The organism is Atribacteraceae bacterium (genome assembly GCA_035477455.1).
In the GTDB taxonomy this organism is placed as follows: Bacteria; Atribacterota; Atribacteria; order Atribacterales; family Atribacteraceae; genus DATIKP01.
Genome location: DATIKP010000117.1, coordinates 1 through 15,167, shown reverse-complemented (window position 1 = coordinate 15,167; position 15,167 = coordinate 1). Strand labels below are relative to the sequence as shown.

The 15,167-nt window shown below is 50.3% G+C and carries 14 protein-coding genes; 8 read left to right on the top strand and 6 right to left on the bottom strand.

Features of this window, described 5'->3' with window-relative positions; all coding sequences use genetic code 11:
• Positions 1 to 16 precede the first annotated feature (16 nt).
• The 3 genes from VLH40_07235 to VLH40_07225 form a co-directional block, all read right to left on the bottom strand.
• Positions 17 to 466 carry a GtrA family protein gene (locus VLH40_07235; GenBank protein ID HSV31797.1) on the bottom strand — a complete coding sequence of 150 codons (450 nt, stop codon included), beginning with the start codon at positions 464 to 466 and terminating at the stop codon, positions 17 to 19.
• On the bottom strand, positions 435 to 1,403 hold the full coding sequence (locus VLH40_07230) for a glycosyltransferase family 2 protein (protein HSV31796.1): 969 nt from the start codon (positions 1,401 to 1,403) through the stop codon (positions 435 to 437). Before VLH40_07230 ends, VLH40_07235 begins: the two co-directional genes overlap by 32 nt.
• 251 nt (positions 1,404 to 1,654) lie before the next feature.
• Positions 1,655 to 3,457: a phospholipid carrier-dependent glycosyltransferase gene (locus VLH40_07225; GenBank protein ID HSV31795.1), complete on the bottom strand. Its 1,803-nt coding sequence runs from the start codon at positions 3,455 to 3,457 to the stop codon at positions 1,655 to 1,657.
• A 1,081-nt stretch (positions 3,458 to 4,538) separates the two neighbouring features.
• Between VLH40_07225 and VLH40_07220 the strand changes: the two genes are divergently transcribed.
• Positions 4,539 to 5,618 carry an HD-GYP domain-containing protein gene (locus tag VLH40_07220; protein HSV31794.1) on the top strand — a complete coding sequence of 360 codons (1,080 nt, stop codon included), beginning with the start codon at positions 4,539 to 4,541 and terminating at the stop codon, positions 5,616 to 5,618.
• Between the two features lie 156 nt (positions 5,619 to 5,774).
• On the top strand, positions 5,775 to 6,533 hold the full coding sequence (locus VLH40_07215) for an MBL fold metallo-hydrolase (protein ID HSV31793.1): 759 nt from the start codon (positions 5,775 to 5,777) through the stop codon (positions 6,531 to 6,533).
• A 66-nt stretch (positions 6,534 to 6,599) separates the two neighbouring features.
• Here VLH40_07215 and VLH40_07210 read toward each other — a convergent pair whose 3' ends face one another.
• From VLH40_07210 to VLH40_07200, 3 genes are all read right to left on the bottom strand, one after another.
• The gene (locus VLH40_07210; GenBank protein ID HSV31792.1) at positions 6,600 to 7,262 is read right to left on the bottom strand and encodes a hypothetical protein; all 663 of its coding nucleotides are present in this window, start codon (positions 7,260 to 7,262) and stop codon (positions 6,600 to 6,602) included.
• A gap of 385 nt (positions 7,263 to 7,647) precedes the next feature.
• Positions 7,648 to 8,496, bottom strand: a complete 849-nt coding sequence (locus VLH40_07205; GenBank protein ID HSV31791.1) for an HDOD domain-containing protein — start codon at positions 8,494 to 8,496, stop codon at positions 7,648 to 7,650.
• Between the two features lie 160 nt (positions 8,497 to 8,656).
• Entirely contained in the window at positions 8,657 to 9,667 is a 1,011-nt protein-coding gene (locus VLH40_07200; protein ID HSV31790.1) for a zinc-dependent alcohol dehydrogenase family protein, read from the bottom strand.
• Between the two features lie 271 nt (positions 9,668 to 9,938).
• Between VLH40_07200 and VLH40_07195 the strand changes: the two genes are divergently transcribed.
• The 6 genes from VLH40_07195 to hisH form a co-directional block, all read left to right on the top strand.
• Positions 9,939 to 10,586: a hypothetical protein gene (locus tag VLH40_07195; GenBank protein HSV31789.1), complete on the top strand. Its 648-nt coding sequence runs from the start codon at positions 9,939 to 9,941 to the stop codon at positions 10,584 to 10,586.
• Between the two features lie 66 nt (positions 10,587 to 10,652).
• Positions 10,653 to 11,318 carry a response regulator transcription factor gene (locus tag VLH40_07190; GenBank protein ID HSV31788.1) on the top strand — a complete coding sequence of 222 codons (666 nt, stop codon included), beginning with the start codon at positions 10,653 to 10,655 and terminating at the stop codon, positions 11,316 to 11,318.
• Complete coding sequence (locus VLH40_07185; GenBank protein HSV31787.1) at positions 11,315 to 12,664, top strand: HAMP domain-containing sensor histidine kinase; 1,350 nt, start codon at positions 11,315 to 11,317, stop codon at positions 12,662 to 12,664. The genes VLH40_07190 and VLH40_07185 overlap by 4 nt, the downstream gene beginning before the upstream one ends.
• Positions 12,665 to 12,834: 170 nt before the next feature.
• On the top strand, positions 12,835 to 13,872 hold the full coding sequence (locus VLH40_07180; protein HSV31786.1) for a hypothetical protein: 1,038 nt from the start codon (positions 12,835 to 12,837) through the stop codon (positions 13,870 to 13,872).
• Positions 13,873 to 13,903: 31 nt separating this feature from the next.
• The gene (gene hisB, locus VLH40_07175; protein ID HSV31785.1) at positions 13,904 to 14,500 is read left to right on the top strand and encodes an imidazoleglycerol-phosphate dehydratase HisB; all 597 of its coding nucleotides are present in this window, start codon (positions 13,904 to 13,906) and stop codon (positions 14,498 to 14,500) included.
• A 277-nt stretch (positions 14,501 to 14,777) separates the two neighbouring features.
• On the top strand, positions 14,778 to 15,167 hold a 390-nt coding region (gene hisH, locus VLH40_07170; protein ID HSV31784.1), incomplete at its 3' end, for an imidazole glycerol phosphate synthase subunit HisH.

The window sequence follows — 15,167 nt, the reverse complement described above, 5'->3', positions numbered from 1 at the left end:
CCCAGGTGCCGGGCAGTCAGCGGGGCAACGATCCTGTTTCCTCAATCAATCTCTTCCGAAAAACCCATAACCGGTTTCCGGAATAGTTCACCAGCATGGCAAAAAACGTAGCGATCACCTTGCTGAGAATGGTACCCAGCCCCAATTGCTCGTGCAGGAGAGTCAAAATCAGAAGAGAAACCCCCAGGGAGAGAATGTTGACGAAAATAAATTTCATGAACTCACTCATCTGGGGACGGTGTCGAGTCTGGAATGTCCAATAGCGGTTCCACATATAACTGTTACAGGTCGCCGTCCCATAGGAGAGCACTTGGGCAAGCAAATAGTGCAACCCCCCAGCAAGGTAAAGGAGGGAAAAGAGACCGAAATCAACACCGGTATTGAGGACTCCAACGATCCCAAACTTGCTGACCTGCCAGAGATCGGAGCGGTATTTACAAAGAAGTTTCTTGAGCGGGTTGTTCATGGTGTATCCCTTCGGTTACATCGACGATGTACAATGGTCGGTTTTTGGTCTCTTCGTAGATCCGGCCCAGGTACTCCCCGATGATCCCCAAAATGATCAGAATCACTCCGTTAAAGAAGAGGTTGATGACCACGATCGAAGCCCAACCGGGGACGGCCCCCGGATCCCCAACCCGCCGGATAACGACTATGATCAAATAAATAAAACTCATCAGTGACAGGCAAAAACCGACATAAGTGGCCAGTTTCAGGGGTTTGTTGGAAAAGGCGGCTACTGCGTCCCAAGCCAGAGCTAAAAGTTTTCCGAAAGAGTATTTCGTATCCCCGGCCCAACGTTTATCCCGGACGTACTCCACGGCGGTGGTGCGAAATCCGATCCAGCTGACCAAACCCCGTATGAACCGGCTTTTCTCCCGCAATTTCCGCATCGCCCGGCACACCCGCTCGTCGATCAGGCGGAAATCTCCAGTATCCATGGGAATGGTAATGCTCGTCAATCTATTGAGCAATCGGTAAAAGAGGCTGGCGGTCATCCTCTTGAAAAAGCTTTCTCCCTTGCGTTCCCACCTTTTCCCATAGACCACCTGGTATCCCAAGCGCCACCGTTCAATCATCAGAAGGATCACTTCCGGAGGATCCTGCAGGTCCGCGTCGATGATCACCACCGCTTTTCCCCGGGCATGATCGAGACCTGCTGTGGTCGCCGCTTCGTGTCCGAAATTCCGGGAAAATCCGATGAGTCGGGTATCGGAGTGTTGGCGGCACAAACCGGCAATGATCTCCCGGGAGCGGTCACTACTCCCGTCATCGACGAATATCAACTCATAGGACTCCCCGGTCTGGGCCATTACCTTCCGGAGCCGACGGTGGGTTTCTTCGATCACCGCTTCTTCGTTATACACGGGAACGACCACTGAATACACGATTGAATCGGCCAAACTGTTCCCTCCTCTGTAAACACAGGCTATAGCAGTTTAGCAGTTCAGGCTTTTAGGAAGGGCCAATACGGTCTTTATTCGGGTGCTTGACCTACCGCCCCTAATAGCTTGTATTTCTGTTTACCGGGTTGGACCCGTCGGTCTACCGACAGGTTGAATCCAGCCCTCCCCCTGACTTCTGATTACTGGCTTTTTTCCTTATCATTCCCAAATTGTTTTAACCTTCTCTGAACCTCATTGAATCCTTTGCCCTAATAAAAAAACCAGCTGGGAAGCCAGCGCAGATAGGTGGCCACGTAGGAGCGTTCCACGATCATCCCGGAGAGGATGGGGTAGAACAGGGCGAAAAGCCCAACGGTGAGCGCACCGAACAGGATCACCAGAGACCGCCCCCCGCGCCAGCGCTCTTCGATCTTCCCCAGGGTAAAGACCAGTCCGAAAATGAGGAAGGGAACACTGGCGAAATAATGGTAAATAAAGGTAAGCCGGGGTACCAGCATCCAGGGAATAAACTGGGAAGCCAAGGCCAGGAGAACGAAGGTCATCTGACGGTCCTTGCCTTTGACGGTGCACCAAAGGACATAAAAGAAGGTCAGGAAGCCGCCCCACCAGACTGCCGGATTACCGAAGGAGACGATGCTGGAAATCAGACCGTCGGCCAGTTCCTTCCCCTGGTACATCCAGATCGGCCGGGCCATGATCGGCCATTCGTACCATGGTGAGGCAAAGGGATGGGTAGCCTGGAGAAAGCGGTGGTAGCGGTACATGTGAGTCTGGTACCGAATGACATCGGCAAATCCGTGGTCCGGTATCAGCATGACCGGGATATAGGAGAGGAAATATACGCCGAGGGGAACCAGGATGAAAAAGACCACACACCAGGACAGAATCCGGTTCCGGTTGACCGGATAACGAGAAACGATGCGTTCCCGGCGGGTCGTTTCGGCGGTTTGGTCTCCTTCCGTAATTTCTTTTTGTTCCTTCCGGGCGGCATTATATACTCTTTCGTTCTTCCAAAGCGCCCAAAAAAAGATGACCGCCAACCCAATTCCGGCAAAGATCCCATTAAGCTTGGAGGCAGAAGCCATCCCGTAGAACAACCCGGAAAAAAAGAGGGGAGTGATGAGAGAACGAAGGTTCGAGGTGTAAAAATCCCGGCTGATGAACTCGTACATGAAGAAATACATGAGAATGATAAAAAAAACCATAAAGCCTTCCAGGGTGGCAAAGCGGGTATGGGCAAAATGCATGAAATCGAAGGTCAGGAAAAACGCGGCCAAAAAAGCATATTCCGTTTTCCCAAAGAGCCTTTTACCGAAGAGGTAGACCACCGGGATCATCCCCATGCCGATGACAGCAGCGACAATCCGCCATCCAAAGGGATTCATCCCAAACAGGAGAATTCCCAACCCGATGAGGATCTTGGCCAGGGGGGGCTGCGCCGTATCAAAGGGCACCAGCCGGTTGAGGTGTTCGAAGGCGGTCCGGGCAAAATAAATTTCGTCAAAATACATGCCGGTCATGAAGGAGGGCCGTTCCGGGATCGTCGCCTGTTCGTCGAAAAGGTCCTTCGGAGATCCCTGGCTTTCCGGAGCGATTTTCTCATCGAAGACTGCCACGATGGGCAAAGGTTCAAGCGAATCTTCCGAGAAAAAAGCCAGTTCGTTGAGCATCCCCCCGGGACGCAATGCGATTAAACGGGCGTAGCGGCCGGTATTGTCGGCATCGGGAAAATGCCAGAAATAAACGGTTTCCTGGCTGAGGACGATCTCGCCGGTCGGCCGCCACTCCTCCGTATAAAAATCCAAGTAGTACTCACCATTCCCGATGCCCGGGTAAAAGGCGATCCGGGAAATGTCGTAGTCCTGTCCGAAATCAATTATGAAGCTATCGCCGGACTGCATTGGCTTCCAGAAAGTCTCCGGGACCTCCCGGGATCCCAGGTTGAATAAAGATAGGGGAATATACACCGCGAGCAGAACAAAGACCAACAGCCAGTCTTTGCCGGTCATCCGGTAATTACGTTGTTCATCGTTTTTCTTGTCCGCTATCACCAGGCTACACTCCTTCTCCAAGTCGCGATAAATTAATAGGACAATAGGGGGATGGCTGCCATCAATGTTCCCGGTTTTACAACATTATCAGCCAATTTTTACCGGCACCGCCAATTCGGCTTTTCCCGGGCCTCCTTTTTCGATCCAAGACGCTACCAAATATAGCATGTTCAATTGAACGAATAAAGAAGGAAGAGAGGAAAAGGGCGGCATTCTCCGTATGCTCTATCAATCTCTCCCCGGGCACTGATCCGGACCAGCCCCTTCTCTTCGATCAGAGCTCGGGCATCGGGATGAACCCGTGGTGTTCGAAGACTCTTTCCAGTTTATGCATAATCCGTTCCACGGATATGTTGTTCCTCCACTCGAAAAACAATACTGATTTTGCTGCAAAAACTCATTTCAGCGAGGCCCCGTTGCCATCAGCAACGCCTCATCTGGCATTTTCTCGCACGCATCAGACCACGTCTGGTTACAGTGCTGCTGAAAAGGCCGTCCTTGGCATATTTACTTCGAAAATGCGGTGGTTTCGGCGGCTGATTCAGGCAGCTCAGGCCCAGGTTTCCTTCATTCTTTTGCAGCAGAATTACTTATTGCAGTGGAATCATGGTTGTATGCGTGGATCATCCGTAATTGGCTTTGTTGGCTTTTCGGGCTCCCAAACTTTGCAATACCAGCGTATTTTTTCCATCTTAGTTTTCCTATTGGGTTAAAACCGAAAAAACGGGAACTTCTCCGAAGAAAAGGATCGGTATAAGTATACCAGAAGCACCGCAGGTATAATGGGGTCAGTTCTTTTATTCCCTGTAGATATACCGGAGCGGACTGCCTCTACCGTCTTCCGGCGTCTCTTTTCTGTGGTGGTTTTTTTCACCATGGAATGGGTTCTCTTAATCGTTTTTGACTATCATAACCGACTTAGAGGTGTTGACACCTCTGTGACTTGGAGATGTTGATATGTGGCCTATAATTTATTATGAAGTTTGTTTTCGCGCTCTTGCCCACACGAGAGGCATACTCGGCAACGAAATTTATACAGAAGAGACATATTACATTATTGGAAGACCGGGGCTGGTGCCGATTGATAGAAAGAATCAAGAAATTCAAAATTCCGGTACAAAAACTCCGCATCAATGAACCAATCCCTTATACCTTGCTCGATGAAGCAGATCGGGTTATGCTTTTCGCCGGTCAGGTCTTGACCGAGCCGTTTCTTCGTTTTCTCGAAAACCGCGGAGTGTATCATGTCGTTGCTGAAATTGTCGAAAACGGACAAGAGCAGATCGCTCGTCAGGATGTATCCCAAGCGTTAAAGGAAGTCACCCTCCATAACCTGGAAGAAACTATGAATCGGCTTGTTCAGGACAAGCCGGTATCTCTCAAACCAGTCAAAGACAGTGTATGGGAAATCATCAGGGAAATCATGAACCATCATGAACTAGTCGTTCCCATCGCCCAGTTGAAAAAACATGATGACCTTACCTTTACCCACTCCCTTAATGTTGCCATCATCGCTCTGCTCATCGGTCGATACCTTGATCTATCGGAAGATGAGATGGTAACTTTGGGTCTTGGTGCAATGTTTCACGATCTTGGTAAATTGAAAATCCCTTTGGAAATTCTGGCCAAATCGGACCGGCTCACCGATCGAGAATTTCAAACAATAAAGCTACATCCTCTGTTCGCCAAAAAATTACTCGATGAAAAAACGGATCTGTCCGAAGGGGTAAAACAGGTGGTTTTTCAACACCACGAAAAGAAGAATGGAACCGGATACCCCTTGGGGGTCAAGTACCGAGGGATTGCCCCTCTGGCTGCTATCGTCTCTGTCGCCGATATCTTCGATGCTCTCACCTCAAACCGTCCCTATCGTCAGGCCATACCGGTGCCGGAAGCTCTGGAATATCTGATGGGCAACGCCGGTTACACGCTGGACGAAAAAGCGGTGAGGACCTTTATCCACCACCTCTCCCCTTTCCAAATCGGAGACGAGGTGCTCTTGTCCAGCGGAGAGCGTGCCCGGGTTGTGGGGATCAATCATCATGTCCTCTTTCGTCCGCTCGTCAGGATTGTGAACAAAAGCGAGGAAGGAGAACGGGTGCCGGTTAGCGAAATCGATCTTTCCCGAAATCTGACCCTCACCATCCTTTCCTCTCAATAGAATTGCAGTCGGCTTGCAATACATCAATCCAGTCCCAACAAAATATATCGGTGATTGTCCCTCTTGGCTCCCTTTTTCCGTTGAGGATAAAGCTGTGATAGAATACCCCCCGTGAACTGTTACCTGAAATTTCTCGGTACAGCAGGAGCAAGAATCGTGGTCTCTCTTCAGTTGCGGACCTCAGGAGGCATCTGGCTCAAGTGCGGCCCGGCTGCCTTTCATATCGACCCCGGACCGGGAGCATTAGTGAAGGCCCTTTCCAGCCGGCCCCGCCTCGATCCTACAACCCTCGATGCTGTGTTGCTCTCACACCGCCACTTGGATCACGCCAACGACCTCAACATCATTGTTGAGGCGATGACCGCAGGAACAACCCGCAAACGCGGCAGGGTGTATCTTCCGGAAGACGCTTTAACCGGAGAACCGGTATTGCAGAGCTATCTCCGGGAAACCGTCGAAGAGGTCAACATCCTCAAGGAGGGAGGGATCTATCAAATCAATGGTATTGTGTTCACCACCCCGGTGAAACATACGCACTCAGTAACAACATTCGGTTTTTCCTTCCAGCTACCTGGTGGAACGGTTTCATTGATCACCGATTCCCTATTCGATGAGCGCCTGATTGAAGCCTACCGCGGGAGCCGCGTCTTAATCATCAATACTGTGCGACTCAAGCGGGAGTTCTATCCCAACCTGCAACATCTATGCGTTCCCGACGCTGAAGTGCTGATCCGGGCAATCCGCCCTGAAACAGCCATCCTTACCCACTTCGGCATGACCGTTCTGCGGGGAAAACCCTGGGTCATCGCCCGGGAGATGACCGAGCGGACCGGGACCAACATTATCGCGGCACGGGACGGGATGATCTTTGGTCTCGACGAAGATCCCGCCCTTATCCGACCTATGGAATTCTGAGCGGTCCCCGACTGGAGGCGGATCAGAATTTCTCCAGGCGTCTCCAAGAGGAGTTGTCCATATCCCTCAATACCGGGTTAGGGAAAGGTAATACCTCCCAAGCAGGAGGGAAAGAAAAGTCAGCAGTCCGGCAGCGGTGATAATTTGCATAAAAAAACCTACAAAGGGAGCAAACCCAAAAGCCCACATGAGCAGATAACCGGCCAGCAGAAAAAAGATGGAAATAATACCGAAAACGAAATTTTCTCCCAGATTCTCCATAGCCATTTGAAAACTAACTCGCAGTGCCCCAAAAGGATCCTCACTGTCGATAACCAGAGCTGGCATGGTAAACATGAGTAAAAAAGCGAAAATGAACCCGGTGAATATAAACCACATGGAGAAAAAACCGACCAGGAGGCTGAGGATCAAGGCAGCTAAAAGGACGTTGGAGAATCTCCGAGTTAGTAACTGGAAACCTCTTCGCCAGTCGACCGCGCCCCGGAACTTGAAGTCCCAAGCGATTACCGTCAAAAATCCAAGAACGAGAAAGGAGAGAAACAGTCCGGTAAGCAGGAAAAAGATCCCGCTTCCCATGTGGAGAAAACGGCTAACCCAGAAAGGCCGGGCCACCCAAGTCACTCGAAAGGCAAGGGCAAAAAGCACGCCAGGACCCAAGGACACCAGAAACAACGCCGGAAAGTTGAGAGCAAACCGCCAAGTTCTCTTAATTTCCACCTGATAATTCATAGTAACTGTTTACACCTCCCGTCAATAGGACAGTGATGTTTTTCTCTTTTCATCCTCTCTGTCGCCGGGCACCACCGACAGGTTTTCTTCTCTGTAAATAAGGTAGTGACGGATGAATCGCCGCCCCGGCTATCCGACTGGAGGAAGCCTCCTCTGTAAAAATACAGGGTCACCATTTTTTTCTTCATCCCGACTTCCCATTCCCCGACGCCGCCACAACTTGGCCAATCACCTCCCGGGAATCATGATAACGGGAAAGTAAATGGGCCAAACAACCCTGCTGGTAGCATACTATCACCTCTGGTATAAAAAGAGATTTCGCCCGCTCATACCAAAACGTGACAGAAATCGTGCCGGAGCCGGAATTGTCCCCTGAGAGAGCGGATCAGAATTCGAAACTATCCTGGTCGGAAAACATATCGGACAGGCGTGAGATATAGATCTGGATAGCATCTTCGGATATCCGTAGATTTTCCAGAGCCTTGGTGGAGACCTGGTACAACAGACCGTCGACCCCGATACCGATCCCCATAGTCAAGCAGATAAAATCAGATATATGGACAAGAGCCGTCAGGCGGTGGTTATGCTTGGACTGATCCGGGTGGTGGTGAAATGCGATCGCCTCTATCAGTTCAACCGGAAGGTTCCATTTTTCCGCGACTCGCGAACCCACAACGGCGTGGTTGAAGCCCAGGACGATGTCCTCGGCTTCGAGAAAAGGAATCTGGTCCGTTTCAGCTCTTTCCAGTACCTCATGGTATAACTCCCGCATATAACTGTTGAGAACCACCTTCCCTATATCATGGAGAAGAGCGGCGGTATAGGCCAGCTCCGGGTTGGGAAAGCGGATCTCCCGGGCAATGAGTCGGGCGGCAATTGCCGAAGCTTGGGAGTGCTTCCACAATTCGCCCTGGGAAAGAGCGTATCCCTCCATTTTCTGACTCAGGAGCATATTGACCGACGCAGCCATAACCATGCTGCGAATTGTCTGAAATCCCAGGAGAATTGTCGCTTCAGCAATGGTTGGAATTCTACGGGGAAATCCATAATAAGCCGAATTAGCCAATCTCAATATTTTGGCGGTCATGCTCGGATCCTTGCTCAGAACCGCGTTGATGTGATACGCGGTCGAATTGGGATCATCGGTCAATTCAATAACCCTCTTCGAAATCTGCGGCAAGGAGGGAAGATCGTTGACGGCATCCACAATTGAATGCAAAGAAACTTTGCCCACCGCGAACCTCCTTCAACCGGCTGATAGTGAAGCATTTTCCATGCCCAAAGGTGTTTTGATTCAGTTCTCGCCGCTTCCGACAAGACCAAGAGGTATTTCTTTGCCAATTATAATGTTCCACCGATACTATAAACAAAAAAGCGGCGCTTTCTGGACCGCTTTACATATGGACCATAATTTTGATCCGGGAAGGGTGGCGATAGGTCTCCAGGGCCTGGGCAAAATCCACGAGCGGAAACCGGTGGGTGATCAGTGGAGTGACCCGGACCAGATCCCCGGTCAGTAAGTCGATCGCCCGCTGATGAGTGTGGGGATTGACAAATGAACCAAGGAGGGAAATTTCCTCGTGAAATATGAAATAAGGACGTACCGGAATACTGATTTTCGGATCGGTCACCCCAAACCACAGGACCGTCCCCCCGCTCTTCACCAGGTCGAGTGAGTCTTGCATCGTGCCGGCCAAGCCAACATTTTCAATAACCACATCGCCTCCACCGTTGGTCAGGTCCATGATTTCCGTTCGCCATTCGGGACCTCCCGGATCGATGGTCCGGTTCGCTCCAAGGTCCAAAGCAGCTTCCCTTCTGAGGGCAACAGGCTCTATAACGATGACCAAGCCCGCCCCCGCCTTTTGGGCTAACTGGCTCAAGATAAGGCCCATCGGTCCGCCTCCGATAATCACCACCCGATCCCCCACCCGGATTCTGGCCCGATCGATTCCATGCACGGCACAGGCCACCGGTTCGGCAAAGGCGGCCCGCTCCAAAGCGAGGTCATCCGGTACCCGGTAAACGGCATTTCCAGGAAGACGACAATATTCAGCAAAGCCCCCGTCGATCGTCGTTGAAACACTCAAGGCATTTTTACACAGATGAAAGCGGCCGTTTCGACAATAGGCACAAGTTCCACAACCCAGATTGGGATCAACGACCGCCCGATCGCCCTCTTTGAGGTGGGTCACCTCTTTGCCGACCTCAACGATGGTTCCGGAAAATTCGTGACCGGTGATCCGGGGAAAATTTACTGCCCAATCTCCCTGGTGGACATGGATATCGGTTCCACATAATCCGCAACTATGGACTTTCATCAGGACACTAAGCTCATCCGGCCGGGGCATCGGCCTCTCGGTAATTTCGTACTCTCCGGCCCGGTGATAGACCAGTGCTTTCATCGTTGTTCCTCCTCGGCCAATAGAATAGTGATTGGTACATCGCCTACCCTCTTCATTCCATCCCCAATTTTAATTCCCACTCCTATTTTCCCTATTGTACAATACACGACTGCTCCAAGTAAGAGTCGGGCTTAGCCGATCGGTTGATTGAAGGATCAAATATTTACGAAATCACACAATTTCCCATATTTCTCAGTAATTTTTAACGATATTACGCCCTATGATACACTCCAGAGTCAATAATTCGGTGGTTAGAAAGGGAGTGTTTGAAATGAAAAAATCATTGAGCGTTTCGATAGTGGTACTGGTTATATTTCTGCTGGCTACAGTGGTTGTTACAGCCTATCCCATGCACTTTACATCCCGCGGACGATTTAATAAAGACCGATACAACCGGTCAGGAGGAATGATGGGGGATGGTCACGGCCTTAATTCCGAGATCTCCATCCATTGGGAAACCTACCTGCTTCTCCTCTCGGAAAAATACGCCCCGGAACTCAGCGCGGACCTACAGACTGCATGGGACAAAAGAGGTACAATGCTTGAAGAACTAACCAGGGAGGATTGTTTGGAAACCCTGAAGAACATGTTTGACACATTCCAAGAATGGAGAGAGCAGGTCCGCCAGGAACGGCTGACCCGGGACCGGGGCGCCGGTGAGCAACGGTACTTGAGAAGAGACCTGGAAAACCGCCTGCAGACTTTCTGTATGCGGATGAAAGAGGAATGGCAATCACCCTGCCTTCCGGGTCTAACTGATGGCTCTTTGAACAGAAGAATCATATTGTATCAGCTCAGCGAAGCCCTGTACGCAGAAGATTCGGAAGCGATTGCCGGAGTTCTGTCCGAAATTCTCACCTTGGAACTAGCAATAAACGATTCACTTGCGGAGAAACTCGCCCAAAGCGATGCGGAGTAATTAATAAGTATTATGTCGGATGTCGGAGCGGTTACCGATCGGTAACCGCTCCGATTGGAGAAAGCAATGCGTATTTACCTGGTGGAAGACGATAGAAACCTCAATCGCATCCTATCTTCTTACCTGCAGCGGGAAGGCTGGGAAGTGCTGTCCTTTTTCACGGGAGAGGATGCGAAAGCCGCCGTCTCCCAACCTCCCCATCTCTGGGTGCTCGATATTATGCTCCCCGAAATCGACGGTTTTGCCTTGATCAAACTGATCAAAGCCCGGTCGCCTGAAGTGCCGGTCATCTTTATTTCCGCACGGGATGCCGATCTCGACCGGATTGCCGGCCTGGAAATGGGTAGTGATGACTACCTGGCCAAACCCTTTCTTCCCCGGGAGCTGACCATCCGGATCCGGAAGCTCCTGGAAAGGGTTTACAACCGCAAAGAAAAAGAGTTACCGCCCGTCGAACTCTCTCCATACCTGATTCATCTTACTGCCCGGATGGTCACCAGCGGAGGAAAGCCGATCAATTTGACAGCTCGGGAATTCGATCTGCTGCTCTTCTTTTCGAAAAACTCGGGACAGGCATTATCACGGGAACAAATACTTGAGGCGGTCTGGGGACCCGATTATTTTGGTTCCGATCGGGCGGTGGACGACCTGGTCCGTCGTCTTCGAAAAAAAATGCCTGAATTGCGCCTCGATACCCTGTACGCTTTCGGGTACCGTTTGAACCCTCAATGAAAAATTACCCACTGGCCCTACAGATCTGGTTTGTCTTTGCCGCTCTCATATTGGGAATATCCGTGATTGTGCTCAGCATCATGTTGGTTACCTTCAGATCCTTTTTTACCGAGGAGATTTACGCCAGCATCGAAGCCTCCCAAGCACTGTTCGAGCCCGGTGAACTACCAATGATGATGCGCGAGAGGTTGTTCAGAGAACGGATGGATATGCATCACAATTTTCGGATGGTCCGCCATGTGCTTCTTCTTCCCGATGGTCAGACAATACCAAACGTGCGATATCCCCCGGAATTTCTTGACCTGATCCGCAACCAGGCCGCCGCTCAAGAAGGATTGATCGGCCGCTACCGATACCGGGTCGAGGGAAATATCATTTTCTATGTTATCCGGTCGGTTTCCTGGAGAGACCGTACCGTACTGCTGGTTTCTTCAATGCTCGATACTTATCGGGATGATCTGGTAGCCACCCTGTTCGGTCGCTTGGGGTGGATTATGATTCTGGTCTTTGCCGGAAGTATAATTCCTGCCCTGCAGCTTGCCCGTTATCTTACCCGACCGCTTATCTTCCTGGACAACCATGTCAAGGAAATCGCCCGTAGAAATTGGCAAACACCCGTATCACTCGAGAGAAAGGACGAAATCGGTAGATTGGCCAAGGGCATCGACAGCATGCGGATCCAACTTCTTTTACAGGAAAAAGCTCAACAAAGTGTTCTCCAGCACATTTCCCACGCGTTGAAAACACCGGTGATGGTTATCCGCAGTTATCTCCAGTCTATCACCGACGAAGTTTATCCAAAGGATACCCTAGAAAAAACCATTGAAACGCTGCAACAGGAAGCGGAAGGACTGGAAAAGCGGGTACGCAACTTCCTTTTTTTCACTAAACTCGACGTTCTGGTGGACCGACCTTTACAACTTGAACCCTTTGACCTCGCCAACCTAATTCATAATTCAATCGAACGCTTCCGCCTCCTCCGTCCAGAACTGACCTGGTCAATCTCGCCCACGCCTCTTCCGATTTACGGTGAACGGGAATCCATGACCATTCTATTGGAAAACATCCTCGACAACCAGATCCGTTATGCCCGTAGCCATATTGATATTGAACTCCAAACGACGGAAAAAGACATCATCTGCAAGGTGACTAACGATGGCCCCCTGCTCGATCCGGAGATGATCCAATCCCTCTTTGAAGTTTATCGAACCGGTTACCGGGGAGAATTCGGACTCGGGTTGGCCATCGCCCAAAAAATTGCCACCCGACATGCCGGAACAATCAGTGCCGAGAACCAGCCCAATGGGGTAATGTTCCTCATCCGCCTTCCTTATTTAAAAAAGTAAAGGGAAACGATAAAGTGCCGTATGGGCCAAAAGGAATGAGAGGGTCTTCTGAATTCATTTGCCGAAAATAGTCCGATGTTTTACAATATACTCATGAGGTATTTCTTGACTCATCAAAAAGTCATTACGAGAGCGCGTCAGTCGCCATCTGGTCGAAGGAGATAGATTAGTTGAAAGCTTTCTGCCGGTCACTTGTCCTTGGACTAATTTTTCTTGCTTCAGCCGGTCCAGTCATTGCACTCGATCCGATCGACCAGGCGCAATTGTTCTTGGAAAAGGGATTAGACCAGCGGGCTATAGAAACTCTTCTTCCTCTTTTGGAAAGCAAAGACGAAGAACGTCTTTCGCAAGTGGTGGAAATTCTCTACTCTCTTTACAGTTTAAAAAGTGATACCGCACGCTCGATTGAGGTCCTGGAAACCTTCATTCATCGCTTTCCCGATTCGACCATGACCCCGCTTTATCTTTACTGGGTGGCCAAACTGGAAGAAAATCGCGGGCAACACGAAAGAGCTCAGAACATTTACCGTGATCTCATCGGGAACCGCCTGACGAAAAGTAAGGATCCCTATAATCTGCTTTCTTCGGTTTATGAGGATTTGGCTTACAGCCTGGAAAAAAATCAGAAAGATTTCCCTGGGGCCATTCAGGTTCTGGAACATCTGCTGCAAGCACCCATTCATCAGGAAGAGCGAAACCGGATTATGAATCAGGTAGGGATGCTATACGAAAAAATCGGCAATGTTGATCGGGCAAAAAATATCTACCGAGAAGTCGTCGCTATCCTCCCGGATTGTCCCGCCCGGAACTTTGCTGCCCTGCGGCTGATTTACCTGGAAAGCGAACCGACCTGGGCCAGACAAGACCTGCAGACGCTCGCCAATGAACTGCAAGCGGCGTTTTCCGGAAAAGATCTCGCGGTGCTCGGAAGCCTGGCAAAAGCCGGTGATTTCTGGTTCGGACTCATGTACAGCGAGTTTGAGGTCGGTGAATTCGCATTAATTGAATCGTACCTGGCTGAATATCTTCCGTACACCACACCCGTTTTCCGTGAACTGGAAAAAAAAGAAAACGGCTATCATTTGAAGATTGAAAACTGGCCCGACCCGGAATACGATATAATGTATCTTTCAATCGAAGAAGGCCGCAACGGGTGGGAATGGACAGGCGTCATTCTCTCCAGTCACGAACTCGAATCACTGTTTTAGTGTTGAATGCTGGCAAAAAACTTCATGGAGAGTGTTTGATGCTATGAGCCGTACCTCAACAAAACAAAGAAAGACCCAGGAAACCGACATCGATCTTTCGTTGAATCTCAATGGCACTCGAAAGATCGATCTGGATATGGATATACCTTTCTTTCCTCACCTTCTGAAAAGTATGGTCTTTCACGCCGGCTGGGACCTGCGAGTGCGGGCGTTGGGAGATCTGGAAGTCGACGCTCATCACACCGTTGAAGACGTCGGCATCGTTCTTGGCCAAGCCCTCCGCGAGGCACTCGATTCCGGTCCGGCATACCGGCGTTTCGCCTCGTGCTTTATCCCGATGGATGAGGCGCTTGCCCAGGCAGTCGTCGATGTTAGCGGTCGCGCGTACCTGATCTATGATGCTCCTCATCTTCCAGAACGGGTCGGTTGCTTCCCTACCGAACTAGCCGAAGAGTTTTTAAGATCGCTGACCAGTAACGCGCGGATCACGCTCCACGCCAAAATATGGTGGGGGAAGAGCGCTCACCATCTTTTGGAAGCTTTGTTCAAAGCCACCGGCCGTGCCTTGGGTGAAGCGTGCCGAACCAGCGACGAGGAAGTCGCTTCAACCAAGGGAACTCTTTCCTGAAAGACGGAGAACGGATTGTGGCGGTTGTTTCTCTCAACAAAGACAATAACCTTTCCTTCCTTAGCTATTGACTTTTTTCAAGGCTTCCTCCAATTGGATCGCCAGCCGACAAAAAGGAGTGGAGTGAAAAACCTAAAAGTTATTTCAGAGTAGTCAACCTATCGGTGCCCGATGGCAGCGAACAGGATAATTAAGGAGGGGAAGAAGCGCGCAAAGGTTTTCACCCGTCACTGATCACCCATCACTGATCACTGTTTTATCTACAGGGGAGAATTCAATGATCGCGATCATCGATTATGGAATCGGCAATTTGCACAGCGTAGCCAAAGCTGTCGAAAAGCTTGGTGAAAGACCAGAAATAACCAGCGATCCTGAACAACTCAGAAACAGCCGGGGGATTATCCTGCCCGGCGTTGGATCGTTCGGAGAAGCTATGGCAGAACTGGAAAGGAAAGAATTGGTTCCGGTAATTCGTTCATTGGCAGAAGAAAAAAAGTTTTTTCTCGGAATCTGCCTTGGATCACAGCTTCTGTTTGAGAAAAGCCAGGAAGCACCCACAACAAAAGGGCTTTCGCTTATCCCCGGTGAGGTCAGACGGCTCCCGCCGACCAACAATGTCCCCCATATGGGCTGGAATCAGGTATATTTCCAGCAAACTACATCTTTA

Excerpts from the sequence above, each read along its gene's own strand:
- VLH40_07235 (HSV31797.1), bottom strand. The coding sequence starts at position 466 with ATGAACAACCCGCTCAAGAAACTTCTTTGTAAATACCGCTCCGATCTC.
- VLH40_07210 (HSV31792.1), bottom strand. The coding sequence starts at position 7,262 with ATGAATTATCAGGTGGAAATTAAGAGAACTTGGCGGTTTGCTCTCAAC.
- VLH40_07200 (HSV31790.1), bottom strand. The coding sequence starts at position 9,667 with ATGAAAGCACTGGTCTATCACCGGGCCGGAGAGTACGAAATTACCGAG.
- VLH40_07195 (HSV31789.1), top strand. The coding sequence starts at position 9,939 with ATGAAAAAATCATTGAGCGTTTCGATAGTGGTACTGGTTATATTTCTG.
- VLH40_07190 (HSV31788.1), top strand. The coding sequence starts at position 10,653 with ATGCGTATTTACCTGGTGGAAGACGATAGAAACCTCAATCGCATCCTA.
- VLH40_07185 (HSV31787.1), top strand. The coding sequence starts at position 11,315 with ATGAAAAATTACCCACTGGCCCTACAGATCTGGTTTGTCTTTGCCGCT.